Source organism: Ruegeria sp. K7, from assembly GCF_056531785.1.
In genome coordinates this window covers 861,032-884,704 of record NZ_JBQFMJ010000001.1, presented here as the reverse complement: position 1 = coordinate 884,704, position 23,673 = coordinate 861,032, and the positions used below count along the sequence as shown (strand labels likewise).

The 23,673-nt window shown below is 59.5% G+C and carries 23 protein-coding genes; 14 read left to right on the top strand and 9 right to left on the bottom strand.

Features of this window, described 5'->3' with window-relative positions; genetic code table 11:
* Window positions 1-9: 9 nt before the first annotated feature.
* Entirely contained in the window at window positions 10-891 is an 882-nt protein-coding gene (locus tag ACR0FE_RS04415) for a LysR family transcriptional regulator (RefSeq protein ID WP_170609881.1), read from the top strand.
* A gap of 6 nt (window positions 892-897) precedes the next feature.
* On the opposite strand, the gene ACR0FE_RS04410 is transcribed toward ACR0FE_RS04415, so the two are convergent.
* Complete coding sequence (locus ACR0FE_RS04410) at window positions 898-1,854, bottom strand: NADPH:quinone oxidoreductase family protein (protein WP_480911310.1); 957 nt, start codon at window positions 1,852-1,854, stop codon at window positions 898-900.
* Between the two features lie 345 nt (window positions 1,855-2,199).
* Between ACR0FE_RS04410 and ACR0FE_RS04405 the strand changes: the two genes are divergently transcribed.
* The 3 genes from ACR0FE_RS04405 to ACR0FE_RS04395 all read left to right on the top strand — a co-directional run bounded on the left by ACR0FE_RS04405 (window position 2,200) and on the right by ACR0FE_RS04395 (window position 4,858).
* Window positions 2,200-2,571: a helix-turn-helix domain-containing protein gene (locus ACR0FE_RS04405; RefSeq protein ID WP_170609884.1), complete on the top strand. Its 372-nt coding sequence runs from the start codon at window positions 2,200-2,202 to the stop codon at window positions 2,569-2,571.
* A 44-nt stretch (window positions 2,572-2,615) separates the two neighbouring features.
* Window positions 2,616-3,407, top strand: coding sequence for a histidinol-phosphatase (gene hisN / locus ACR0FE_RS04400; RefSeq protein WP_170609886.1), 792 nt, complete (start codon window positions 2,616-2,618; stop codon window positions 3,405-3,407).
* A gap of 116 nt (window positions 3,408-3,523) precedes the next feature.
* Window positions 3,524-4,858, top strand: coding sequence for an 8-oxoguanine deaminase (locus tag ACR0FE_RS04395; protein WP_480911308.1), 1,335 nt, complete (start codon window positions 3,524-3,526; stop codon window positions 4,856-4,858).
* A 65-nt stretch (window positions 4,859-4,923) separates the two neighbouring features.
* Here the strand turns inward: ACR0FE_RS04395 and guaD are convergent, their stop codons facing one another.
* On the bottom strand, window positions 4,924-6,213 hold the full coding sequence (guaD, locus tag ACR0FE_RS04390) for a guanine deaminase (protein ID WP_480911306.1): 1,290 nt from the start codon (window positions 6,211-6,213) through the stop codon (window positions 4,924-4,926).
* A 138-nt stretch (window positions 6,214-6,351) separates the two neighbouring features.
* Here guaD and mgtE point away from each other — a divergent pair, with 138 nt between their 5' ends.
* Together mgtE and ACR0FE_RS04380 are read left to right on the top strand one after the other, a co-directional pair.
* Window positions 6,352-7,746: a magnesium transporter gene (gene mgtE / locus ACR0FE_RS04385; RefSeq protein ID WP_480911304.1), complete on the top strand. Its 1,395-nt coding sequence runs from the start codon at window positions 6,352-6,354 to the stop codon at window positions 7,744-7,746.
* Entirely contained in the window at window positions 7,743-8,315 is a 573-nt protein-coding gene (locus tag ACR0FE_RS04380) for a 5-formyltetrahydrofolate cyclo-ligase (RefSeq protein ID WP_170682014.1), read from the top strand. The genes mgtE and ACR0FE_RS04380 overlap by 4 nt, the downstream gene beginning before the upstream one ends.
* A 3-nt stretch (window positions 8,316-8,318) precedes the next feature.
* Here the strand turns inward: ACR0FE_RS04380 and ACR0FE_RS04375 are convergent, their stop codons facing one another.
* A complete protein-coding gene (locus ACR0FE_RS04375) occupies window positions 8,319-8,552 on the bottom strand; it encodes a DUF333 domain-containing protein (protein WP_170682013.1) in 234 nt (77 codons plus the stop codon).
* An 89-nt stretch (window positions 8,553-8,641) separates the two neighbouring features.
* Here ACR0FE_RS04375 and ACR0FE_RS04370 point away from each other — a divergent pair, with 89 nt between their 5' ends.
* From ACR0FE_RS04370 to ACR0FE_RS04360, 3 genes are all read left to right on the top strand, one after another.
* Complete coding sequence (locus ACR0FE_RS04370; protein WP_480911301.1) at window positions 8,642-9,463, top strand: TIGR00282 family metallophosphoesterase; 822 nt, start codon at window positions 8,642-8,644, stop codon at window positions 9,461-9,463.
* Window positions 9,464-9,545: 82 nt separating this feature from the next.
* On the top strand, window positions 9,546-11,324 hold the full coding sequence (locus tag ACR0FE_RS04365; protein ID WP_170805291.1) for an SLC13 family permease: 1,779 nt from the start codon (window positions 9,546-9,548) through the stop codon (window positions 11,322-11,324).
* A gap of 97 nt (window positions 11,325-11,421) precedes the next feature.
* Window positions 11,422-12,168: a YbaY family lipoprotein gene (locus ACR0FE_RS04360; protein WP_480911299.1), complete on the top strand. Its 747-nt coding sequence runs from the start codon at window positions 11,422-11,424 to the stop codon at window positions 12,166-12,168.
* Between the two features lie 4 nt (window positions 12,169-12,172).
* On the opposite strand, the gene ACR0FE_RS04355 is transcribed toward ACR0FE_RS04360, so the two are convergent.
* The 4 genes from ACR0FE_RS04355 to ACR0FE_RS04340 all read right to left on the bottom strand — a co-directional run bounded on the left by ACR0FE_RS04355 (window position 12,173) and on the right by ACR0FE_RS04340 (window position 17,299).
* Window positions 12,173-13,834: an FAD-binding dehydrogenase gene (locus tag ACR0FE_RS04355; protein WP_480911297.1), complete on the bottom strand. Its 1,662-nt coding sequence runs from the start codon at window positions 13,832-13,834 to the stop codon at window positions 12,173-12,175.
* 11 nt (window positions 13,835-13,845) lie between these two features.
* Window positions 13,846-14,703, bottom strand: coding sequence for a bile acid:sodium symporter family protein (locus tag ACR0FE_RS04350; protein ID WP_170805294.1), 858 nt, complete (start codon window positions 14,701-14,703; stop codon window positions 13,846-13,848).
* Between the two features lie 72 nt (window positions 14,704-14,775).
* Window positions 14,776-15,510: a glutamine amidotransferase gene (locus tag ACR0FE_RS04345; protein WP_480811881.1), complete on the bottom strand. Its 735-nt coding sequence runs from the start codon at window positions 15,508-15,510 to the stop codon at window positions 14,776-14,778.
* A 16-nt stretch (window positions 15,511-15,526) separates the two neighbouring features.
* Window positions 15,527-17,299 (bottom strand): SLC13 family permease, encoded by a 1,773-nt coding sequence (locus ACR0FE_RS04340; protein WP_480911294.1) that lies wholly within the window; start codon window positions 17,297-17,299, stop codon window positions 15,527-15,529.
* Window positions 17,300-17,409: 110 nt separating this feature from the next.
* Between ACR0FE_RS04340 and ACR0FE_RS04335 the strand changes: the two genes are divergently transcribed.
* The gene (locus ACR0FE_RS04335) at window positions 17,410-18,150 is read left to right on the top strand and encodes a YebC/PmpR family DNA-binding transcriptional regulator (protein WP_170609910.1); all 741 of its coding nucleotides are present in this window, start codon (window positions 17,410-17,412) and stop codon (window positions 18,148-18,150) included.
* Between the two features lie 72 nt (window positions 18,151-18,222).
* On the opposite strand, the gene ACR0FE_RS04330 is transcribed toward ACR0FE_RS04335, so the two are convergent.
* On the bottom strand, window positions 18,223-18,912 hold the full coding sequence (locus tag ACR0FE_RS04330) for a nitroreductase family protein (protein WP_480911292.1): 690 nt from the start codon (window positions 18,910-18,912) through the stop codon (window positions 18,223-18,225).
* 37 nt (window positions 18,913-18,949) lie between these two features.
* Window positions 18,950-19,834 (bottom strand): LysR family transcriptional regulator ArgP, encoded by an 885-nt coding sequence (locus ACR0FE_RS04325; RefSeq protein WP_480911290.1) that lies wholly within the window; start codon window positions 19,832-19,834, stop codon window positions 18,950-18,952.
* Window positions 19,835-19,919: 85 nt separating this feature from the next.
* Here ACR0FE_RS04325 and ACR0FE_RS04320 point away from each other — a divergent pair, with 85 nt between their 5' ends.
* The 4 genes from ACR0FE_RS04320 (at window position 19,920) to betC (ending at window position 23,632) form a co-directional block, all read left to right on the top strand.
* Window positions 19,920-20,519, top strand: a complete 600-nt coding sequence (locus ACR0FE_RS04320; protein WP_170805299.1) for a LysE/ArgO family amino acid transporter — start codon at window positions 19,920-19,922, stop codon at window positions 20,517-20,519.
* Window positions 20,520-20,559: 40 nt separating this feature from the next.
* The gene (locus tag ACR0FE_RS04315) at window positions 20,560-21,468 is read left to right on the top strand and encodes a DMT family transporter (protein ID WP_480911288.1); all 909 of its coding nucleotides are present in this window, start codon (window positions 20,560-20,562) and stop codon (window positions 21,466-21,468) included.
* 86 nt (window positions 21,469-21,554) lie between these two features.
* The gene (betI, locus tag ACR0FE_RS04310; RefSeq protein WP_480911286.1) at window positions 21,555-22,127 is read left to right on the top strand and encodes a choline-binding transcriptional repressor BetI; all 573 of its coding nucleotides are present in this window, start codon (window positions 21,555-21,557) and stop codon (window positions 22,125-22,127) included.
* Window positions 22,124-23,632 (top strand): choline-sulfatase, encoded by a 1,509-nt coding sequence (gene betC / locus ACR0FE_RS04305; protein ID WP_480911284.1) that lies wholly within the window; start codon window positions 22,124-22,126, stop codon window positions 23,630-23,632. Before betI ends, betC begins: the two co-directional genes overlap by 4 nt.
* Window positions 23,633-23,673 lie beyond the last annotated feature (41 nt).

Genomic DNA, 23,673 nt, shown 5'->3' with positions numbered 1-23,673 from the left:
ATTATTGAAATGAGAAATTTGGACATCACCACTTTGCGGTCCTTCGTTGCCGTGGCCGATCAGGGCGGCGTCACACGCGCCGCCGGTTTTCTGCACCTGACGCAATCTGCGGTTTCGATGCAGCTCAAGCGTTTGGAGGAGCTTCTGGGCCTTGAGCTACTGGATCGCAGCGGCAGAACCATCGCGTTGACGGCGTCGGGCGAACAATTGCTGGCCTACGCGCGCCGCATGATCGCCCTGAACGACGAAGTGATCTCGAAACTCACCGATCAGGCTTTCGAAGGCGAAGTCGTGCTGGGCGTGCCGCATGACATTGTTTATCCGGCGATCCCGCGCGTGCTACAGCGTTTCAACGCAGATTTTCCGCGTGTCCGCGTCCAGCTGGTTTCGTCCTATTCGCTGCAACTCAAGGACATGTACAAGCGCGGCGAATGTGATCTGATACTGACGACCGAGGCCTCGGCGGCCGAAGGTGCGGAAACCGTGGCCGAGTTGCCGTTGCGCTGGATTGGAGCTTCTGGCGGGTCGGCGTGGCGCAAGCGCCCATTGCCTTTGGCGCTTGGTCGGCGCTGTTTGTTCCGGCCTCAGGTCATTGCGGCGCTGGACGCGGCGGGTATCCCCTGGGAATTGTCTGTCGAAACAGAAAACGACCGTACAATCGAAGCGACCGTCAGCGCCGATCTTGCCGTTCACGCAATGCTGGATGGAACGGAGGCCGCGCATCTGCAGCAAATCGACTCGGGTGGGGCATTGCCAGAGCTGCCTGCCCACATGATCAACCTTTACGGAGGGGATCCCGGTCGCGGCGCGGTGATCGAGGAGCTGGCGTCGCTGGTTCGTCAGAATTTCCGCATGGTGGGCGGCACACCATTGAAGGCCGTGGTCGGGTGACAGGCCTCAGATCGTGATGACGATCTTGCCGGTTGATTTCCGTTCTTTCAGCAAACGCATGCCCTGTTCCACGTCCTCCAGTGGCAGGGTGTGGCTGATATGCGGTTTGATCCGGCTTTCTGCGCGCCAACGGAACAGCGTGTCAAAGCTGTCGCGCACGATCTGCGGCCTGAATTTCAGATACCCACCGATATAAAGCCCGATCACGGTCAGGTTCTTGACCAGAAGATGGTTGGCCGGAATTTGTGGAACCTCTCCACCCGCAAAGCCGATCGGTAGCAGTCGGCCTTCGGGGTTTGTGGCACGAAAGGCGGCTTTGAACACGTCGCCGCCAATCGCATCATAAACCACGTCCGCCCCACCCAGTTCCCTGACGCGGGCGCGCAGGTCTTCGGAGGCATCCACGAGATGATCCGCACCTGCCGCGCGGGCCACCGCAAGCTTTTCAGAACCACGGGCCTGCGCAATCACTGTCGCGCCCATCAGTTTGCCGATTTCGACGGCAGTCAGGCCGACGCCGCCCGCCGCGCCGGTGACCAAAAGGGTTTCGCCGGGTTGCAGGCGCGCACGATGATCCAACGCGATATGGCTGGTGCCGTATGCAATCTGAATGGCGGCAGCGTCCTCGAAGTTGATCTGATCGGGCAGGAGAATCGCCCTTTCGGCATCGAATACGCCAAACTCGGCCAATCCACCCTGACCTGAATAGACCGCAACACGGTCCCCGGGCTTCAGATGAGAGACATTGTTTCCAATTTCATCAACAATACCCGCGATCTCCATGCCCAACGTAAACGGAGTATCCGGGGTGTCCTGATAGGTGCCGTTCTGCATAAGCAGATCCGCAAAATTCAATCCGCACGCTTTAATAGCGACCCGAACCTGATCCCGCCCCGGCTTTGGGACGTCGATGTTGCAGAGCCGGGCTGTTGATTCTCCGGATTGAAGGCGAAAGGCCAGCATCGTCGCGCTCCTTGTTTTTCGCATAGGTCAGCGATGCGGGGGGAATGTCAATCAATTACCAGAGGGCGCGTGAATGATGTATAATAGGGCTTCGTGGATTGTGTCTGTTCGGGAAACAGAACGCTCAAAACCGGCGGTTGTACAACCACAAACCATTATACGATGTTACTGATTCAACCTTCTTGAAAAAAAAGACAAAAGAGGTGATATTGAAATCTGGTGCTGTTTCGGGGGGAGCACATTCCTGAATTAGGGAATAGTTAACAGCGGCTCGCTAGGTTGGCGAACACGTTTGTTTTTTTGCGTAACCCCCGGCAGTTGTGTGTGTAGTAGAGGAGAATACCAATGACTCATCACGTCGATGTCCATGTGGGCAAACGCGTAAGGCATCGCCGCTGGCTGATTGGCATGACCCAGCAGCAGCTGGCCGAGCAGGTTGGTATCAAGTTTCAGCAAATCCAGAAATACGAAACGGGGGCCAACCGGATCAGCGCTTCGCGCCTTTGGGACATCGCCGAAGCATTGGATGTGCCGGTCAGCTTTTTCTTTGAGGGTCTGGAAGAAACCCAGAAAGAAGATGCCGGGAAGAAATCGGTGCCTGCCGATCTGATGGGAGATAAGGAAGCTTTGGATCTGGTTCGCTCGTACTACGCGATCCCGGAAAACCAGCGCCGGCGTCTGTTCGAACTGGCGCGTGTTCTCAGTGACGTCGCCTGATCAGCAGGCTTGACTTCGGAACGCGCTGACCGCACGGGTTGCGCATGTATCAAAGTTCAGCAACCGATCTGGAAATCGCCGGGGAAATGGCCGATGCGGCGCGCGCGGCCATACTTCCTTACTTCCGGCAGTCCGATCTTGAAACGTCCAACAAACTGGCTGATGGGTTTGACCCCGTAACCGTCGCTGACCGCGAGGCGGAAAAGGCGATGCGGGCCGTTCTGGCGCGGCGCTGCCCGCAGGATGGTATTTTCGGCGAGGAATTCGGCCATGCCGACGGCACCAGCGGGCGGACCTGGGTTCTTGATCCGATCGATGGTACGCGAGGGTTCATCAGCGGTACCCCGACATGGGGCGTTTTGATTGCTTTGAGCACGCAGGACGGGCCGATCCTGGGTGTGATTGACCAGCCTTATATTGGTGAGCGGTTCGTGGGGTCCGCACACGCGGCACAGGTCACAGGCCCGACAGGCACCCGACAGCTCAGGACCCGGTCTACGCAATCGCTGGATCAGGCGATGGTGTTCACAACCTTTCCCGAAGTTGGAACGCCTGAAGACCGGGCCGGGTTTGAGGCGGTGTCTCAGCAAGCCAGACTGACCCGTTATGGAATGGACTGTTACGCCTACGCCCTTCTGGCGGCAGGGCAGGTTGATCTGGTGATCGAGGCCGGACTGAACGCTTATGACATTCAGGCGCCGATCGCCGTCATTCAGGCGGCGGGTGGTATCGTGACAGATTGGCAGGGCAGACCGGCCCACAATGGAGGCCGCGCACTGGCGGCTGCCAACCCGGACATCCACGCCTCTGCGCTAGAGATTCTTCGCAATTTCTGAAACCTGTTGATGGCACCCGCAGCAGCCGGTACAGTGCCGATGGCTGGTTCTTGTGTCCGTTTTCCGCCAGCCCATGCACTTCTTGCACGAGACGGACTGATGCAGGAGGGCACAAATTGACTGATACTCTAATAAAGAATGCCGATTTCATTCTGACGATGAATGACGATCGGCAGGAACTGAATGGCGCGGACATCCTGATCCGGGACGGCGTTATTGCTGAATTGGGGCAGGGGCTTACCACAACCGGTGACGTGCACGACGCTATGGGCTGCGTCGTGACCCCCGGCCTGGTGAATACGCACCACCACCTTTACCAAACTCTGACCCGGGCGGTTCCCGGAGGTCAGGATGCGCTGTTGTTTGGCTGGCTGCAAACACTCTACCCGATCTGGTCCCGCTTTGGCCCGGAAGAGATGTTCGTCTCTGCTCAGATCGGATTGGCCGAACTGGCGCTTTCGGGATGCACGCTCAGTTCCGATCATCTGTATCTTTATCCCAATGGCGCGCGGCTGGACGATACCATCGCCGCCGCCGCCGAACTGGGCCTGCGCTTTCATCCGACACGCGGTGCGATGAGTATCGGTGAGAGCGATGGTGGTCTGCCGCCGGACATGTTGGTCGAGGCAGAGCAGGATATTCTGTCTGACATGATCCGCGTTGTGGACAAATTCCACGATCCATCCGAAGGGTCGATGTGCCGCGTCGGTCTGGCCCCGTGCTCACCATTCTCGGTCAGTCGTGAACTTATGCGCGACACGGCGGTGCTGGCACGGGACAAGCGCGTGATGCTGCACACGCATCTGGCCGAAAATGACGAAGACATTGCATATTCCCAGTCACAATTCGGATGCCGTCCGGGCCAATATGCGCAGGAGTTGGGGTGGACCGGTTCGGACGTCTGGCACGCCCATTGCGTCAAGCTGGACAGTGCCGAGATCGATCTGTTTGCCCGAACCCGCACCGGTGTTGCGCATTGCCCGTGTTCAAACTGCCGGTTGGGGTCAGGCATAGCGCCGGTCCGCGCAATGCGCGACGCGGGCGTTCCGGTTGCGTTGGGCGTTGACGGGTCGGCCAGCAATGACGGCGGCAATCTGGTGGCCGAGGCCCGGCAGGCGATGCTGTTGCAGCGGGTCGCGAATGGCGCGGATGCCATGTCGGCCCGCGAAGCGCTCGAGATAGCAACCCGTGGCGGTGCAGACGTGCTCAATCGCCCCGATTGCGGGCGGCTTATGCCGGGCAAACGCGCCGATATCGCGATCTGGGATGTATCCGGCATAGAAAGCGCGGGAAGCTGGGATCCGGCCGCCTTGCTGCTTGCGGGGCCGTTTCGGGTCAAACATCTGTTCGTCGAAGGCAGACAAATCGTGCGAGATGGGCACATAACCACGCTGGACATGCCCCGCGTGATCGAACGCCAGAATGAACTTGCGCGGGCGCTTGCCAGATAAGCGTCGATCTCGTCGTCTGTTCAGAAATTCCGTTGCCGGAGGAATGCGCCGTCAGGCGTATTCCTTCAAACCGTGACTGGTTTGCCGGCAATCCGGACCTCGGCAATGGCCCGGTCATCCCCCATCATGATGGTTGGGAAAACGGCTTCCCACAGGTCTTCTGCGCAGGCTTCGCGCTGGGCAATGGCCGGGGTCGAGGCCAGGTCGAGAACCACCAGATCCGCCTCCATCCCCGGGGCGATATTGCCGATGCAATTGTCCATTCGCAGCGACCGGGCCGATCCGACGGTGGCCAGCCACAACAATTGTGCCGCATGCAACGGCGATCCGCGCAACTGGCCGATCTCGTAAGCTGCGGCCATTGTCCGCAACATCGAGAAACTCGATCCTCCGCCGGTATCCGTCGCCAGCCCGACCCGGTGACCGTCTTTCATCAGCCCGGCCATGTCGAACAGGCCCGAGCCTATGAACGTGTTCGAGGTCGGGCAGTGAATCAGGGCCGCATCCAGTTCGCGCAACCGGTCGCGTTCCCGTGGCTCAAGATGAATGGCGTGACCATACAGGCCATGGCTGGCCAGCAGGCCGAACTTTTCGTAGGTGTCCAGGTAGTCGCGCGCGTCGGGAAACAGCGACCGGACCCATTCGATCTCATCTGTCTGTTCGCTCAGGTGCGTCTGCATCAGGCAATGTGGGTGCTCGGCCCACAATGCCCCCATGGCTTCAAGCTGTTCCGGGGTCGAAGTTGGTGAAAAACGGGGCGTAATGGCATAGGACAGCCGGTCGATGCCGTGCCATTTCTCCAGCAGTGCTTCGGACTGATCATAGGCCGTCTGTGCCGTGTCGCGCAGACCCTCGGGTGCATTGCGATCCATACAGGTCTTGCCGGCCACGACCCGCTGTCCACGCTGCTGCGCCGCAGTGAAAAAGGCGTCGACGCTTTCCGGGTGGATGGTGCAGAAACTGCACATCGTTGTTGTCCCATGCGCAGCCGTCAGGTCCAGATACCGGTTGGCGATCTCGCTGGCATAGGTGATTTCACCAAACTTCATCTCTTCGGGGAATGTATAGGAGTGTAGCCAATCGATCAGCCGCTTGCCCCAGCTGGCAATCATGGCTGTCTGCGGATAGTGCACATGCGCGTCAACGAACCCTGCCATGATCAGGTGCTGTCCGTGATCGACGATTGCGGCATCCGGATGCGCTTCTGTCAGGCTCCGGGTGTCACCAACGGCCGCGATATGGCCTTCATCGATGACGACCGCCTCGCTGATGGTGACGGCATCTTTCGGTTCACCTTCGAAAGGTGAGCCCGAAAAGCTCAGGACACGTCCCTTCAACAGTGTTTTTTGCGCCATTTCCGCTTTCCTCCGCCCGGCTGAGACCGCGAAACACCATAAGCGCGCGGAAGATGCCGGTAAATTGGCGCATTGTCATTGTTTTCCGGTAGCTGCTTCTTCTAATTAGGGGCAAATGGAAATTCGCGGGGGCAGCATATGACAACAGGCTTTGATGAACCCGTAACCGAGTCCGCCGAGGACGAAGATGTCTACGCGCTGGACCGCAGGACTGTGGCAGCCATCCTTTACGCTGTCGATTTAGAAGATCGCGACAAACTCGTCGAATTGATGGAGCCGCTGCACGCGGCTGACATCGCCGACCTTCTGGAGCAGATCAATCCGTTCGATCGTGCCCGGCTGATCCGGCTGTATGACAAGGAGTTCGACGGCGACATTCTTTCCGAACTGGATGAAGTGGTTCGGGAAGAAGTGATTGGCGTTTTGCGCCCGGATGTTCTGGCCGATGCTGTCCGCGATATGGAAAGCGACGATGTCGTCGACCTGCTGGAAGACCTTGAGGAACCTCAGCAGGAAGCCATCCTGGGCGCGTTGGAGCGTGCCGAGCGGATCGCTGCCCTGCAGGCGCTGTCTTACCCGGAAAATTCCGCCGGTCGCCTCATGCAGCGCGAAGTGGTCATGGCGCCCGAGCATTGGACGGTGGGTCAGGCCATTGATTTCATGCGCGCCAATGACGACCTGCCCGAGCAATTCTATCACGTCATTCTTATCGATCCCCGCCTGAAACCGGTGGCCCAGGTCGCCCTGGGAAAACTGATGGCAACCCGGCGCGAAGTTCCGCTGCGCGACATCGCAGAAGAGGAATTCTATACCATCCCCGTCGATCAGGACGAAGAGGATGTGGCCTATGCCTTCAACCAGTACCACCTGATCTCGGCTCCGGTCATGGATGACGATGGGCGGTTGGTGGGTGTAATCACCATCGACGATGCGATGGTTGTTCTGGACGAAGAACACGAGGAAGACATCCTGCGTCTGGCCGGGGTTAGCGACGAAAGCTCGCTGTCCGACAGCGTGGCTGCGACCAGCAGGCGCCGACTGCCGTGGCTGGCGGTGAACCTGTGTACCGCCATCTGTGCCTCGCTGGTGATTTCGCAGTTCGAAGCGGCCATCGACCAACTGGTAGCTCTGGCGATTCTGATGCCGATCGTTGCATCGATGGGCGGCAATGCGGGCACTCAGTCGCTGACGGTTGCCGTGCGTGCATTGGCAACACGCGACCTGACGGGTTCGAACGTTAGGCGCGTGATCCGGCGGGAGTTGCTGGTTGGGATGCTCAACGGTCTGTGTTTTGCGGTCGTTCTCGGCACGGTTGGCATGTTGTGGTTCGATTCGCCGCTATTGGGTGTCGTGATCGGGTCCGCGCTGGTCGTGAACATGATCATCGCGGGCTTTGCAGGTACGGTAGTACCGGTCTTGCTGGACCGTATGGGTGTTGACCCGGCGCTGGCATCTGGAACCTTTGTGACGACAACCACGGATGTCATGGGGTTCTTCATCTTTCTGGGGCTTGCCAGCGTGGTGCTATTGTGACCGAAACGACCGATCTGACAGAAATCAAGGCCGCCGCCCGAAAGGCCGCTTTCGCCCGCCGCAAGGCGGCGTTTGACACGCGCATGCCCGGCGCGGCAGGGCGGTTGTCCGAGGTGCTGGCCGGGTACCGCGGGGTGCCGCTGTCGGGCTACATGCCGATCCGCACCGAGATCGACCCGCTGGCGGCAATGGCCGAGGCGTCGGCCTACGGGCCGGTCGGCGTTCCGGTGATTCAGGCCGCGGGGCAACCACTGAGGTTTTCCCGTTGGACCCCCGATGGTGTTTTGAAAGATGGGCCGTTTGGCGCCAAAGTGCCCGAGGTCGACGACTACTTCGACCCCGAGATCCTGATCGTGCCACTGGTTGCCTATGACGCGCAGGGCGGCAGGCTGGGCTATGGCGGCGGGTTCTATGATCGCACGCTGGAGGGGCTGCGCGCCAAACGCCCGACGTTGGCCATCGGGTTTGCATTTGATGCACAGCAGGCCGAGGGGTTGCCTCTGGAGCCGACAGATCAGCCGCTGGATATGGTGATCACTGAAAGCCGCGTTCTGACCTTTTCCGATTGAACGTCAGGCCGGGTTGTTTTCGCGGAAATATTCCCAAGCGTCGACTTCGCGCCCGTCTTCCAGAATGCAGACGCCGGACTGGCCGTCAGCACCGTCCCGGATCTCATACCGTGCGCCGCTTTCCACGCAAAAGGTCGCGGCCGGGTTGGCCAGCTGAGTGGAAGACTCGCCGGAAGAAGGCTGATCACATGCTGCCAGCGGAGCCAGACCAAACATCGCCACAAAGATGCGGAACATATAAATTCTCCTGTGTTGGGTGTATTGACGGATTATGCAGACAGTTTAACCGCTTGTGCTTGCCTGATGCCACACTTAGGACGGTTTGAATGAGGATACTTTTTCTGGGTGACGTCATGGGCCGCGCGGGACGCGCGGCCATACAACAGCATCTGCCGCGTCTGCGCGACGAATGGCGGCTGGATTTCGTTGTGGTCAACGGTGAAAACTCCTCGAACGGGATGGGGCTTACGGGTGATCACGCAAAGCTGTTGCTGGATGCGGGGGCCGATTGCCTGACACTGGGCGATCATGCGTTCGACCAGAAAGACATGCTGCAATTCATCGAGAAAGAATCGCGCATCGTGCGACCGGTGAATTTCGCCAAGGGTGCGCCCGGTCGGGGGCATCGTCTGTTCAACGCGCCGGGTGGGCGCAAGGTGCTGGTTGTGCAGGTTTTGGGGCAGGTGTTCATGAAGCGGCCCTTTGACGATCCGTTCTCGGCCATTGAGCCGATCCTCAAGTCGCATCCGCGTGGCGGGCAGGCGCAGGCCATCATTGTCGACATGCATTGCGAGGCAACGTCCGAAAAAATGGCCATGGGTCACTATTGCGACAGGCGTGCCAGCCTTGTGGTCGGCACGCACACTCACGTGCCGACGGCAGATGCGCAGATATTGCCGGGCGGCACGGCTTATCTGACGGATGCCGGGATGTGCGGAGACTACGATTCGGTCATCGGCATGGACAAGCAGGAGCCGATGAGGCGGTTTATCACCGGAATGCCCAAGGCCCGGTTCACACCTGCGAATGGCGAAGCCACGCTAAGCGGAGTTTTTGTCGAAACCGATGATCGCGACGGTCAGGCCAAGTCGATTCACATGGTGCGGGTGGGCGGCCGGCTGCAACAAGCAGGCCCGCCGGGTGCATGACAGGCTTGCTCAACCCCGAGCAATGCGTGAAACTGCATGTCAGGCGCTCAGGCCGGGTTAGGGTTCGGACAGAATACCACGAATGCAATTCCTTCAATTGACAGACACCGGCAGCGCGATACTGGCGCTTGCGATTGTCGCGGGCATGTTCGTCATGTTCCTGCGCGAAATCTATCCGACCGAGGTCGTTGCCATCGGTGGGGTCGCACTGATGCTGGTAACCGGCATTCTGCCCTACCAAAGCGCGCTTGCGGTCTTGTCCAACCCGGCCCCGTGGACCATCGCCGCGATGTTTATCATCATGGGCGCTCTGGTCCGGACCGGGGCGTTGGACGCCTTTACATCGACGGCGCAGAAACAGGCGCAGGTCAATCCACGAATAGCAATTGGCCTGCTGATGGGGTTCGTCATTCTGGCCTCGGCCGTCGTGTCCAACACACCGGTGGTTGTTGTGATGATCCCGGTGTTCGTACAGATCGCACGAACGCTGAACATGCCCGCTTCGAAGTTGCTGATTCCGCTGAGCTATGCTGCCATTCTGGGCGGAACCTTGACGCTGATCGGCACCTCGACCAATCTTTTGGTCGACGGCGTTGCCCGGGCGCAGGGAATGACCCCCTTTACCATCTTCGAAGTGACCCCGTTGGGGATCGCTCTGGTGATTTACGGCATGGTCTACCTGCGCTTCATCGCGCCGCGCCTGCTGCCTGCACGCGACAGTATGGCCACAATGCTCAGCGACCGTTCGAAGATGAAGTTCTTCACCGAAGCGGTGGTGCCGCCTGACAGCAACCTGATCGACCGAGAAGTGATGGGCGTGCAACTGTTCAAACGCCCCGGAGTCCGCCTGATCGACGTGATCCGGGGGGACGAGTCGCTGCGGCGAAATCTGAAGGACGTGAACCTGAAAGTCGGGGATCGCGTTGTTCTGCGGACCGAGATGACCGAGCTGCTCAGCCTTCAGCGCAACAAGGAACTCAAGCGGGTCGATCAGGTTTCCGCTGTCGAAACCAAGACGGTCGAGGTTCTGATCACACCGGGCTGCCGCATGGTTGGCCGAACCCTTGGCGCGCTGCGCCTGCGCCGCCGCTATGGCGTTTACGTGCTGGCCGTGCACCGCCGGAACCAGAATATCGGACGTCAGCTGGATGATCTGATCGTGCGCGTGGGCGATACCCTGCTGCTGGAGGGCGCGCCCGCGGACATTCAGAGATTGGCGGCGGATATGGATATGGTCGATGTTTCCCAACCTTCGGCGCGGGCGTTCCGGCGCAGTCACGCGCCAATTGCCATCGGCGCTCTGGTGGGCATCGTCGCTCTGGCTGCCCTTGGTGTGGCACCGATATTGTTGTTGTCGATCCTTGCGGTTGCCGTCGTTCTGATCACCCGATGCATCGACGCGGATGAGGCGTTTTCCTTTATCGAAGGCCGGCTGCTGGCCCTCATCTTTTCGATGCTGGCAATCGGAGCGGCCCTAGACAAATCCGGCGCCGTATCCCTGATTGTCGAGGCGATCGCGCCGGGCTTGAGTGCCCTTCCGCCGTTCCTGATTATATGGGCAGTCTATCTGCTGACATCCGTTCTGACCGAGCTGGTTTCGAACAATGCGGTGGCAGTTGTGGTGACGCCTATCGCTATCGGACTTGCACAAGCGGTCGGCATCGATCCGCGCCCGTTGGTGGTGGCGGTCATGGTGGCGGCGTCCGCGTCTTTTGCTACCCCGATCGGGTATCAGACCAATATGATGGTCTATGGCCCCGGCGGGTATCGGTTTACCGACTTCCTGAAGGTCGGCGTTCCGCTGAATCTGACAGTTGGTTTGCTGGCTTCGCTTCTGATCCCGCTGATCTGGCCATTGTAGGACCGGCGTGGAACCGCCGAATTTGGCGGGCTGCTCTTGTAAATGCCGATCCGGGCACAATCTTTTCTGCTTAGAGTATCAAAGCAAGGACAGAACAATGCCTTTTCCCAGGATCGGGCAGGCCATCGTCGCCTGCGCAGTATTTTTGACCCTGCTTGGCAGTCAGAGTTCCGCCGGAACTCTGACCGGAACCGCCACATATCGCGAACGGATAGCGGTTCCGCCCGATGCGACCCTCTATGTGCAATTGCAGGATGTTTCGCGTGTGGATGCCCCGGCGCTTACGCTCGCCTCTCAGCGTTTTGCCCTTGATGGCGTACCGGCGACATATGAACTGGCTTACGATGACGCGCTGATCCGTGATGAAATGCGCTATGTCGTCCGGGGATCGATTTTTCTGGGCGACAAGTTGTTGTTCACCACCGATACCGCTTATCCCGTGCTGACCGGAGACGCTGGTAACACCGCAGACCTTTTGCTGGTGCAGGCCCGCCCACAGGGCGCGGAAGCTTTGCAAGGGTCGACCTGGGTGGCGATGGGTCTGAACGGTGCGGTTCTGGAAACGGACAAATTCCCCGAAATAACATTTGCTGAAGATGGCAGTTTTTCTGGCAGCGGCGGATGCAATCGCTTTTCCGGTCAGGCAGAGATAGCCGGCACCGATATCGCTTTTCCTGACAACATGGCGGCCACACTGCGGGCTTGCCCACCGCCACAGGATGAGGTCGAGCGGGAGTTCTTCCAGGCACTGCAGGACGTGACCACCTTTGCGTTCAAAAGCGACACGCTGAATTTTCTGAACAGTGCCGGCGAACCGGTCGTGCAGCTAAACCGCGCAAAATAGATCCTCAGGCCACGGCCCGGGACCGTCCTGCGTTGCGGCCTGAGAAAATGCAACCACCCAGAAACGTGCCTTCCAGCGCGTTGTATCCGTGATAGCCGCCGCCGCCAAATCCCGCGACCTCGCCGGCGGCGAAAAGGCCGGGCACGGTCTGCCCGTCTGCGCCGATCATCTGGCTGTCCAGATTGGTTTGCAGACCGCCCAGCGTCTTGCGTGTCAGAACATGCAGTTTGACGGCGATCAGTGGCCCGTTTGAAGGATCAAGGAACTTGTGCGGCTTGGCCGTGCGGATCAGCCGGTCGCCGCGATAGTTGCGCGCCGCCAGGATCGCCATCATCTGTGCATCCTTCGAGAACGGGTTGTCGACCTGCGAATCCCGCGCTTCGATCTGGGCGCGCAAGTGAGCTTCGTCAATCAGGTCATCGCCCAGATGGTTCATGCCCCGCACCAGTTCGGTCAGGGTGTTGGCAACGACGAAATCCTCGCCCTTTTCCTTGAACGCCTCGACCGGCCCGGTGGCTTTTGAGCCGGACAGGACACGTTGACGGATCACCTCTTTCCAACTGCCCGAGGTGAAGTCCGGGTTCTGCTCGGACCCCGAAAGGGCAAATTCCTTCTTGATCACTTTCTGGGTCAGGACAAACCAGCTGTATTCGTATCCCGTTTTCAGGATTTCACGCAGCGTGCCCAAAGTGTCGAAACCCGGCAGGCAGGGCGGTTCCATCCGGTTGCCCTTGGCATCGAACCACATTGAGCTGGGGCCGGGCAGAATGCGGATTCCGTGGGCTGGCCAGATCGGATCCCAGTTCCGCACGCCCTCGGTGTAGTGCCACATCCGGTCGCCGTTGATGACATGCCCGCCCGCCTTTTCGCTGATCGGGATCATCCGGCCATCGACGTGATAGGGAACGCCCGCGACCATGTCCTGCGGCGGGGCGCCCAGACGCTCGCGCGGCCAGCTTTTGCGCACCATTTCGAAGTTGCCGCCAATGCCGCCGGACGTGACGATGATTGACGGCGCATAGAACTCGAACTCGCCAACCTCGTCGCGGTTGGTCTTGCCACCGCGTTGGGTGTCGTCGTCGGCCAGAACTTCGCCCGAAACGCCTTTGGCCGCGCCGTTCTGCATGATGATGTGGCTGACCTGATGGCGGAATTCCAACCGGATCAACCCGGTGCCGACATGTTCATGCACCCGGCGGATGAAGTGTTCCAGCACGCCCGGTCCGGTGCCCCATGTAATGTGAAAGCGCGGGACCGAATTTCCATGTCCATCCGCGAAAGATCCGCCGCGTTCGGCCCAGCCCACCACCGGAAACCAGCGCAGGCCCATATGATGCAACCACGGGCGCATCTCGCCAGCGGCAAACTCGACATAGGCTTCTGCCCATTTGCGGGGCCAGAGGTCATCGTCGCGGTCAAACTGCGCACTGCCCATCCAATCGCGCAGGGCAAGATCCTGACAGTCGCGGATGCCCATGCGGCGTTGCTCGGGCGTGTCGACCATGAACAATCCGCCAAGGCTCCAGAACGCCTGACCGCCCAGAAAGTGTTCAGGTTCCTGATCAACTATGATCACTTTCTTGCCGCGGTCGCCAAGTTCCGCCGCCGCTGCCAGACCGGCAAGACCGCCGCCAACGACAATTGCATCTGCAGTATTGTTGGTCATGAAATGTCCTTTCAGCGGTTGCGGAACCAGACGAGAAACGGAAGAGCCACGAAATACATTGTGATGCCATAAACGGCCGAGGGCAGGGCCAGCGGGCTGAACCCGCTTTCTGTTCCAGTGATCAAGGCCGCCAGCGTGATACCCAGTGTCGAGTTCTGAATGCCGGTTTCGATGGAAATCGTCTTGCTTTCATTCCACGACAGATTGGCTGCGCGCGCCAGTCCCAGTCCGATCAGCAGCAGCGCCAGGTTCAGTGTGACCAGCCCGGCACCCATGATGCCGAGGTTGTCGATGAACAACTGCCAGTTTCCGGCCAGGGCGGCGATGACGATCAGGATGAATAGGATAGTAGCGGTTTTGGCCAGCGCGGGTTCGACCCGATCGGCAAACCCGGTTGCAAAATGGCGCAGGCCGACACCAATGGCCACGGGCAGGGTGGTGATCAGAAACATGGCGATGGCCAGTCCGCTGATCGACACCTCGGGCGCATCCTCGGCCATGAAATGGCTGATCGACCATGCGGCCAGTACGGGCACGGTCACGATGGACAACAGGCTGATTACGGCGGTCAGACTGACGGACAGCGCGACATCGCCCCTGGCAAGCCGGGACAGGATGTTGCTGGTCACGCCGCCGGGACAAAAGCTCAGCAACATGAACCCGACTGCTATTGCGGGCGGCAAGGCGAACAGCTTTACGACAGCAAAAGCGGTGACGGGCAGCAAAACTACCTGAGACAAGGCACCGATCGCGAACGGATACCGTCGGCTTAGCACGCGACGGAAATCGGCCGCCTCCAGTCCGATACCAAGAGACAGCATGATGATGGCCAACGAAACGGGCAGGCCGACATTGATGAGCAGATCCAAGAACAACTCCTCCCAAAGCTGTTCGGATCAACCTATGCGAGGGGCGACGGATCAGGCAACCACGTCGTTGGGTCAGCCATAGCGCTGAGCGAACCGCCGCAGGATTTCGCCGGGTTGGGTAACGTCGGCGGCGTGGCACAGATCGATCAGCGTTTGCGCATCTTCTGGCGGGAAATAACCGTGGTCTTTGTAGATGTTGATGCGCTGTTCAAAGCCCTCTGCATCCGCCTCGGGGTGGAACTGCGTGGCATAAACGTTCTGCCCCCATCGGATCATCTGGAACGGGCAGGGGTCCGAAGCCACCAGATGCACGCAACCATCCGGCAGGTTCTGGACGGCTTCCTTGTGGCCAACAAAGGCTTCGAATTCTGATTGCAGACCTGCGGTCAGCGGGTCGGCCGCGCCGGCCTCGGTCAGGCGGCAGATCGAAGGGCCGACCGGCTCGCCAAAGCGGTTCTTGCTGACGTCGCCCCCCAGATGTGCGGCCAGAATGCCCAACCCGTAACAACAGCCCATAAAGGGATGATCCAACGCGGTGATCTGCGGCATCAATCCCATGATGGTGTTTTCGATACGAGCATCCAGCGGCGATTTCGAAGCCGGATCGTCACTGACGCAGCCAGGACCTCCCCCCACGATAATGCCCGCGTAGTCCGAAACACTAAGCCCCTCGGGCAAAGTCTCGCAATCCAGCCGGATGCGATGGGTCTGGTCCGCGTGAAGCCCGGTTTTGTCGAGAATCGAGGCGTACTCGGCGTCCGATGCATCAGTTTCAGGGCGCAGTTGCAGGATCAAAAAGCGTTTCATGTTCTGCCCTTACCCGTCAAAGCGGCCAGAACACAAGTATGGCCGGAACCGAAACCGCGATAATCAGGATTTCCAGCGGCAGGCCCATGCGCCAATAGTCGCCGAAACGATATCCGCCCGGCCCAAGAACCAGTGTGTTGTTCTTATGCCCGATGGGCGTCAGGAACGCAGCCGAGGCGGCAACTGCGACTGTCATCAGGAACGGATCCGGCGACACTTCAAGCGTTCGGGCCATCTGGATGCCGACAGGGGCCGCAACGATGGCTGTTGCCGTGTTGTTCAGAACATCCGAAAGGGTCATTGTGACGATCATCAGCACGGTCAGAATGGCCCAGGCCGGCAAGCCGTTTGTCAGTTGTATAAGTGCGTTTGCGATCAATTCGGTGCCGCCTGAAGATTCCAACGCACTGCCCAACGGGATCATGGAACCCAGCAGGACAACGACCGGCCATTCAATATGGTTGTAGATATCGGCAATCGGCATGATTTTGGTCAATACATAGGCGACGACGACCAGTCCCAGGGCAATCGGCAGGTAGATCAGACCGACGCTGGCAGCCAGTACGGCGGCGGCGAAAAGTCCGATGGCAAGCCACGCTTTGTCGTTTGCCGTGACATTCAGCCCGCGCGTGGCCAGCGGAAGACAGCCGAGCCATTCAGTAACGTCCGCCCCCCGATCCCGAGGGCAAAGCAGCAGCAGGATGTCACCCGCTTCAACCTGGGTCTTCCGGACCTGTTCGGTGATGTTGCGGCCCTGACGCGAAATGCCCATCAGTACGGTGCTCTGCCGCCAGGCAAGGCCCAGCCCTTGCGCCGTGCGGCCCGTGATGCGGGCGCTTTCGGGGGCGACGACTTCGATCACTTCCAACCCGTCGCCTTCGGCGGTCAGCAACTCCTGTCGCCGCGTGTCCGAGAAATCCAGGTTGAGCGCCGTGCGGAACTCATCCAACGCCTCGGGTCGCGCCTCAAGTACCAGCGCGTCGCCCTCGTGCAGCGTGGCATGGGTGGATCGGCCATAACGGCGTTTGCCACCCCGGATCAGCCCGATGATGACGACGTCCGATTTTTCCGCCACCTCGTAAAGCTCACTGACCCGTTTGCCGATATGAGGGGACTCGGGCGGAACAGTGAGTTCGGCGATGTACTCGGCCAACGCTTCGGAGGTTTCCGTCTGCGGCCCCCGGTCCGGGATCAGTCGCCATCCGATCAGCGCAACAAAGGCCAGCCCGGCAATCGCGGCCAACCCGCCAACGGGGGCGAAATCGAACATGTGGAACGGCTCGCCAAGTGTTTCAGCCCGGATCGATGCAATGATGATGTTGGGCGGGGTGCCGATCAGCGTGGCCATGCCGCCCAGAATCGTGGCAAAACTTAGCGGCATCAGGCTTAGCCCGACCGATCGGCCCGCCTTGCGGGCGGTCTGAATATCCACCGGCATCAGCAGCGCCAGCGCCGCGACGTTGTTCATAAAGGCAGACAGCACGGCCCCGATCCCGCCCATCAGCGCGATATGGGCGCCAAGTCCGCGCGAAGCATCGACCAGGGTGCGGGTGATCAGGAACACCGCGCCAGACCGCACCAACCCGGCTGAGACCACAAGGACCAGCGCAACGATGATCGTGGCCGGATGGCCGAAGCCTGAAAAGGCATTGTCAACGGGCACAACGCCCAGCACAACACCGATCAGAAGCGCCGAGAACGCGACCAGATCGTATCGGAACCTGCCCCACAGAAGCAGTGCAAATACGGTTATGAAAAGTGCGAATAGAATGATCTGGTCAGTCGTCATGAGGCCACCATACCCACGCTTACGGGTTGGACAAGCCGCTCTCTTGATCCTAGGCCCTGCAACCGTCTATATGAGCGCCGAATACGCAATCACTATCACGAGGACGCAACATGGCAGGCCATTCCAAATGGGCCAACATCCAGCACCGCAAGGGGCGTCAGGACGCCGCGCGGTCCAAACTGTTTTCCAAGCTGTCGAAAGAAATCACCGTTGCCGCCAAGATGGGCGATCCCGACCCCGACAAGAACCCGCGCCTGCGTCTGGCGGTGAAAGAGGCCAAGTCGAACTCGGTTCCCAAGGATGTGATCGACCGCGCCATCAAGAAGTCGCAGGCGGGCGAGGGCGACGATTACGAAGAAATCCGGTACGAGGGCTACGGCCCGAATGGCGTGGCCGTCATCGTTGAAACGATGACCGACAACCGCAACCGGACCGCATCGACCGTCCGGTCGACCTTTTCGAAGAACGGTGGAAACCTGGGCGAGACCGGGTCGGTCGGCTTCATGTTCGACCGCAAGGGCGAAGTGGTCTACCCGGCCTCGGCAGGCGACGCGGACACCATCTTTGAAGCGGCCATCGAGGCGGGTGCCGAAGACGTCGAAAGCTCGGACGACGGGCACATCATCTGGTGCGCGGATACCGATCTGAACGACGTGTCCAACGCGCTTGAGGCCGCGCTGGGTGAGACCGAGTCGACCAAGCTGGTCTGGAAGCCCACAACAACGACCGAGTTGGGCCTTGAGGACATGCAAAAGCTGATGAAACTGGTTGATGCGCTGGAAGATGACGATGACGTACAACGCGTCACCACCAATTTCGAGGCCTCGGACGAGGTTATGGCGCAACTGTAAGGCGCCGCATGACTGATTGAAAAACCCGGCCCGTCAGGCCGGGTTTTTTTGTGCCCTCGGTCTGACGGGTTGTCAGAAGAAAGACGAGATGTCTTCCAGCGGTTTCTTTAGTTTTGCAACGGACGGGACGGTCGCGTCTGCAGCGGGATGGCCCACTGCGATGATCATTGTCGGTTTTTCGGAAGCAGGTCGGTTCAGTGCATCATTGAGAAAACGCATGGGGTTAGGGGTGTGTGTTAAAGTGCTGAGCCCGGCGTGGTGCAGCGCCGCCAGCAGAAACCCGGTGGCGATGTTGACGCTTTCTGGGACGTAGTAATTCTTGTACCGGGTACCGTCATCGAAATGCCCCCAACGCTGGGCGAAGACGACAATCAGCCAGGGTGCGACGGTCAGGTTTTCCTTGACATCGTTTGTCCCGATCGGCTCCAGCGCCTTGATCCACTCATCACCAGCGCCGCCTGCATAGAACCGGCGTTCCTCCTCCTCGGCCTCCTCCCGGATGCGCTGTTTTAGCCCCAGGTCAGATACGGCCACGAAATGCCATGGCTGATGGTTGGCGCCGGACGGGGCCGTTCCCGCCGTGCGGATGCAACTTTCAATCACCGCGCGCGGAACCGTTCGATCGCAATAGTCGCGGACCGTGTGGCGCTTGCGCATGACGTCATAAAAGCTTTCGGCTGCCGTTGCCATCTCAGCGTCTGTCATATCGCTGCGGTCCGGCAGCGGTAGTGGGGTGTAGTTGATTTTATCACGTGAAAACATAGTATTCCTCGGGGTATTTAATCTTTGTTTGGTGTGGTTATTCTGGGATCAACCACTGGGCGGCGGCTTGTCTGACCGCTTTGGTTAAGGGTTTCAAGGCTGGCGCCAGTACACGGCCCACCTGCCAGCTGAGCGGGATGTCCAAAGGCGTGTCTGGAATGACTTCCTGCAAGCGCCCTACGGCAATCGCCGGACGGACCAGCGTCTCAGGGTTCATGCCCCAACCCAATCCGGCCAGGGCTGCGTCGACAAACCCGTGTGAGGACGGCAGATAGTGCGACGGCGGTGAAATCCGACCGCTGAATTGGCGGGCAATCCACATCTTCTGCAAATTGTCCTTTCTGTTGAACGTCAGACACGTGGCCCGCGCCAGTGACGTGGCGTCGACACCATTCGGAAACCACTTCGCCATGAAAGCGGGACTGGCTGTCGGCAGATAGCGCAGGACGCCTAGCGGTGTGGTATCGCATCCGGTCACGGGCTGTCCGCCCACGGTGATCGCCGCACTGACCTCGCCGCGCCTGAGCCATTCTGCCGAATGGTCCTGATCATCCACGACCAGATCAAACAAAATACCCCGCGTCTGCGCCATCGCATCAATGAACCATGTCGCAAGAGTGTCCGCCGGAATGGCGATGCGTACTCTTGCTGGTTCCGGACCCTGTTGAAGGGTCAGTTCGCGGGACAACTGCGCCTCAAGAAGGCTGATGTCCTCAGCGTGCCGGGCGATGCGAATACCTGCAGGCGTACCCGAGCAGGGCGTGCCGCGGTTGATCAAAGCGGCACCGACGCGGTCTTCCAGCGCTTTGATCCGTTGTGAAATGGCCGAGGGCGTAACGGCCAGCTCGGAAGCAGCCGCTTCGAAACTGCCGTGACGCAGAATTGCCGACAGGGCGGACAGGTGGTTGGGGTCCAGCAGCATTAGCTGCGCTTAATCTGGATCAACATCTTTAATTTGATAGATCGCCTTGTTGGTTTTAGTCAACGGTCGGAACGCAGGAGGCTCCATGTCCACATCTCTGATCGCCGGTTTTGCCTTGGGCTTTAGCCTGATCCTGGCCATTGGCGCCCAAAACGCCTTTGTCCTGCGGCAGGGTTTGCGTCGCGAACATGTCTTCACCCTTTGTCTGACCTGCGCCGTCTCGGACGCCGTACTGATCGCCGCCGGTGTCGCCGGGTTTGGCTCGCTGGCGCAGGCCGCTCCCTGGTTCGAGCCGATAATGCGGTATGGTGGAGCCACCTTCCTGACATGGTACGGCCTGCGCAGCCTGCTGTCGGCCTGGCGTGGCGGCGCAGTGATGGAGGTGGAAAATGGACACCGTACCAGCCTGCGGGCGGCTTTGCTGGCCGTTCTGGCCTTCACATGGCTCAACCCGCATGTCTATCTGGATACGGTTGTTCTGATCGGGTCGATATCGGCGCAGTATGACGACCGACTGGGATTTGCGGTCGGAGCCATGCTTTCCAGTTTTGTTTTTTTCTTTTCACTGGGATATGGCGCGCGGATCTTGTCGCCCATTTTCACCCGCCCCCGGGCATGGCAAATTCTTGATGTGGTGATCGGGATCATCATGTTGGCCATTGCACTGAAACTTGTTGCGATGTGAAGGGTTGTCCCGCCGCCGGTTTCGGTGTTCAACCACTGACATGACAACAGCAGCAGTATCCATCCGTCCGATCGCAGGTATGTTCTGGATGTTCTCCGCCGGGCTGTCCTTTGTCATGATGACGGCTTTGGTGAAGACCCTTGGCTCGTCCATGGATCCTATACAGGCGGCCTTTCTGAGGTATGCGCTTGGTTTGGTGTTTCTGCTGCCTGCCTTGCGAACGATCATGGCAACGCATCTGACCAAAAGAGACCTGACTTTGTTCGGGCTGCGGGGGATTATCCACGCTGTGGCGGTCGTGCTGTGGTTCTTTGCCATGACACAGATCCCCTTGGCCGAAGTGACGGCAATGAACTACATGACACCGATTTACGTCACGCTGGGCGCCGCGCTGTTTCTGGGGGAAAAGCTGGCCTTTCGCAGGATTGCCGCAATTTTGGTTGCCCTGATCGGGGTTCTGATCATTCTGCGCCCCGGGTTTCGAGAGGTTTCGCCAGGCCATGTCGCCATGTTGGGAACGGCGCTGACCCTTGGCGGGTCTTACCTGTTGGCCAAGCTTCTGGTCCGGGATATCCCGCCTTCGGTCGTGGTCGCGCACCTGTCAATCTGGGTTACAATCGCCCTGTTCCCGTTTGCCTATGCCGTCTGGATCCCGCCCAGCCTGCACGATTTGGGTGTATTGTTTCTGATCGCCTGTTTCGCGACAGCTGGTCATTACTTCATGACGCTGGCCCTTCAGGCGGCACCTGTTGCGGTAACCCAGCCGGTCACGTTCCTGCAACTGATCTGGGCAACTTTGATGGGTGCACTGGTATTTCATGAACGGGTGGATGTCTGGGTGGTTGCTGGTGGAACGCTGATCCTCGCTGCCGTCAGTTTCATCTCATGGCGCGAAGCGGTCCTGAACCGCAGTGCCGTAACGCCGCCGGGAGTCGGCCCGAAATACTGAAGTGGCCGCTCGGCCTGAACGTTATTGATTGACGAGTCAATAAAACCCCCTTAGCGTTTGGTAAACCCAGCTGCTGAGAGGTAGGCATGCCAAAACTCGGAATGGAACCGATCCGTCGGGATGCAATCGTCCGCGCGACGATTGCCGAGCTTGGTCTGAAAAAGTCCCTCGACGTGACCGTTAGCCAGATCGCCAAACGGGCGGGCATGTCCAGCGCGTTGGCGCATCACTATTTTGGCGGCAAGGATCAGATATTTCTGGCCGCCATGCGCCGCATTCTATCCGATTTCGGTGCCGAAGCCCGCGAGCAACTGAAAGGCGCGGAAGCAAGGGAAAGACCGCAGGCCATTATCCGGGCATGCTTTGCACCCTCGTGTTTCACACCTGATGTGATCACTGCCTGGATGACCTTTTATGTTCTGGCGCAAACCAATGACGATGCGTTGCGTCTCTGGCAAATCTACCAGTCGCGGATCAGATCCAACCTGATCGACAGCCTGCGACCGCTGATGAGTGACCCGGTTGAAGCTGCCGAGAACATGATTGCCCTGATCGACGGGCTGTATATCCGCGCGGCGCTGAGCGCACCGGAAGAGCCGCAACTGGCCGTTAACCACGCAATGCGTGTCCTCAACACTTTGCTCGAGGCTGAAAAATGACAAAGCCGAACATTCTGATCCTGATGGTGGATCAGCTGAACGGAACCCTCTTTCCCGATGGTCCCGCGGACTGGCTGCATGCGCCCAACCTCAAGAAACTGGCCGCGCGTTCGACCCGTTTTGCAAATGCCTATACCGCGTCGCCCCTTTGTGCGCCCGGTCGGGCCAGTTTCATGTCCGGCCAGTTGCCTTCGCGCACCGGTGTTTACGATAACGCGGCCGAGTTCCGTAGCGATATTCCCACCTACGCGCATCACCTTCGTCGCGCAGGCTATTACACCTGCCTGTCCGGCAAGATGCACTTCGTCGGTCCCGACCAGATGCACGGGTTTGAGGATCGCCTGACCACTGACATTTACCCGGCCGATTTCGGCTGGACACCGGACTATCGCAAACCCGGCGAGCGAATTGACTGGTGGTATCACAACATGGGTTCGGTGACAGGCGCGGGCGTGGCCGAAATATCGAACCAGATGGAATATGATGATGAGGTTGCCTATAACGCCAAGGCCAAGCTTTACGATCTGGCGCGCGGCAAAGGCGACCGCCCCTGGTGCGTGACCGTCAGCTTCACCCACCCGCACGACCCCTATGTCGCCCGGCGCAAGTACTGGGATCTCTACGAGGATTGCGAGCATCTTCTGCCCGAGATCGCCGATATCGGCTACGACAATCAGGATCCGCATGCAAAACGGATCTTCGATGCCAATGACTGGCGCAGTTTCGACATCACCGAAGAAGACATCCGCAAATCCCGGCGCGCCTATTTCGCCAACATCACCTATCTTGACGACAAGATCGGCGAGATCATCGAGGTGCTGGAAACGACGCGGCAAGAGGCGATCATCATGTTCGTTTCAGACCACGGCGACATGCTGGGCGAGCGGGGCCTGTGGTTCAAAATGAACTTCTACGAAGGCTCGGCACGGGTGCCGCTGATGATCTCGGCCCCTGATCTTCCAACAGGGCGTATCGACACCCCGGTATCGACCATCGACGTGACACCGACGCTGGGCGCTCTGGCTGGCGTCGACATGGAGGAGATCGCGCCCTGGACCGATGGCGAGAACCTTGTTCCCTTGGCTCAGGGCGGCGAGCGCACCGCGCCCGTGGCCATGGAATACGCGGCCGAAGCATCATATGCGCCGCTTGTCTCATTGCGCTACGGCAAGTGGAAATACAACCGCTGCACACTGGACCCGGATCAACTGTTCGACCTTGAGGCCGATCCGCACGAACTGACCAACCTTGCCTTGAACCCCGAACACGCTGGCACACTGCAAACCCTGCGCGCGAAATCCGAGGCGCGCTGGGATCTGGATCGTTTCGACGCAGACGTGCGAGCCAGTCAGGCGCGCCGCTGGGTCGTGTACGAGGCGTTGCGGCAGGGGGGATATTATCCGTGGGATTACCAGCCGCTGCAAAAAGCATCGGAGCGTTACATGCGCAATCACATGGATCTGAATATCGTCGAGGAAAACGCCCGCTTCCCGCGCGGCGAATAACCTCTTCATCTTTTTGAAAATACTCCCGCCGGAGGCAATTG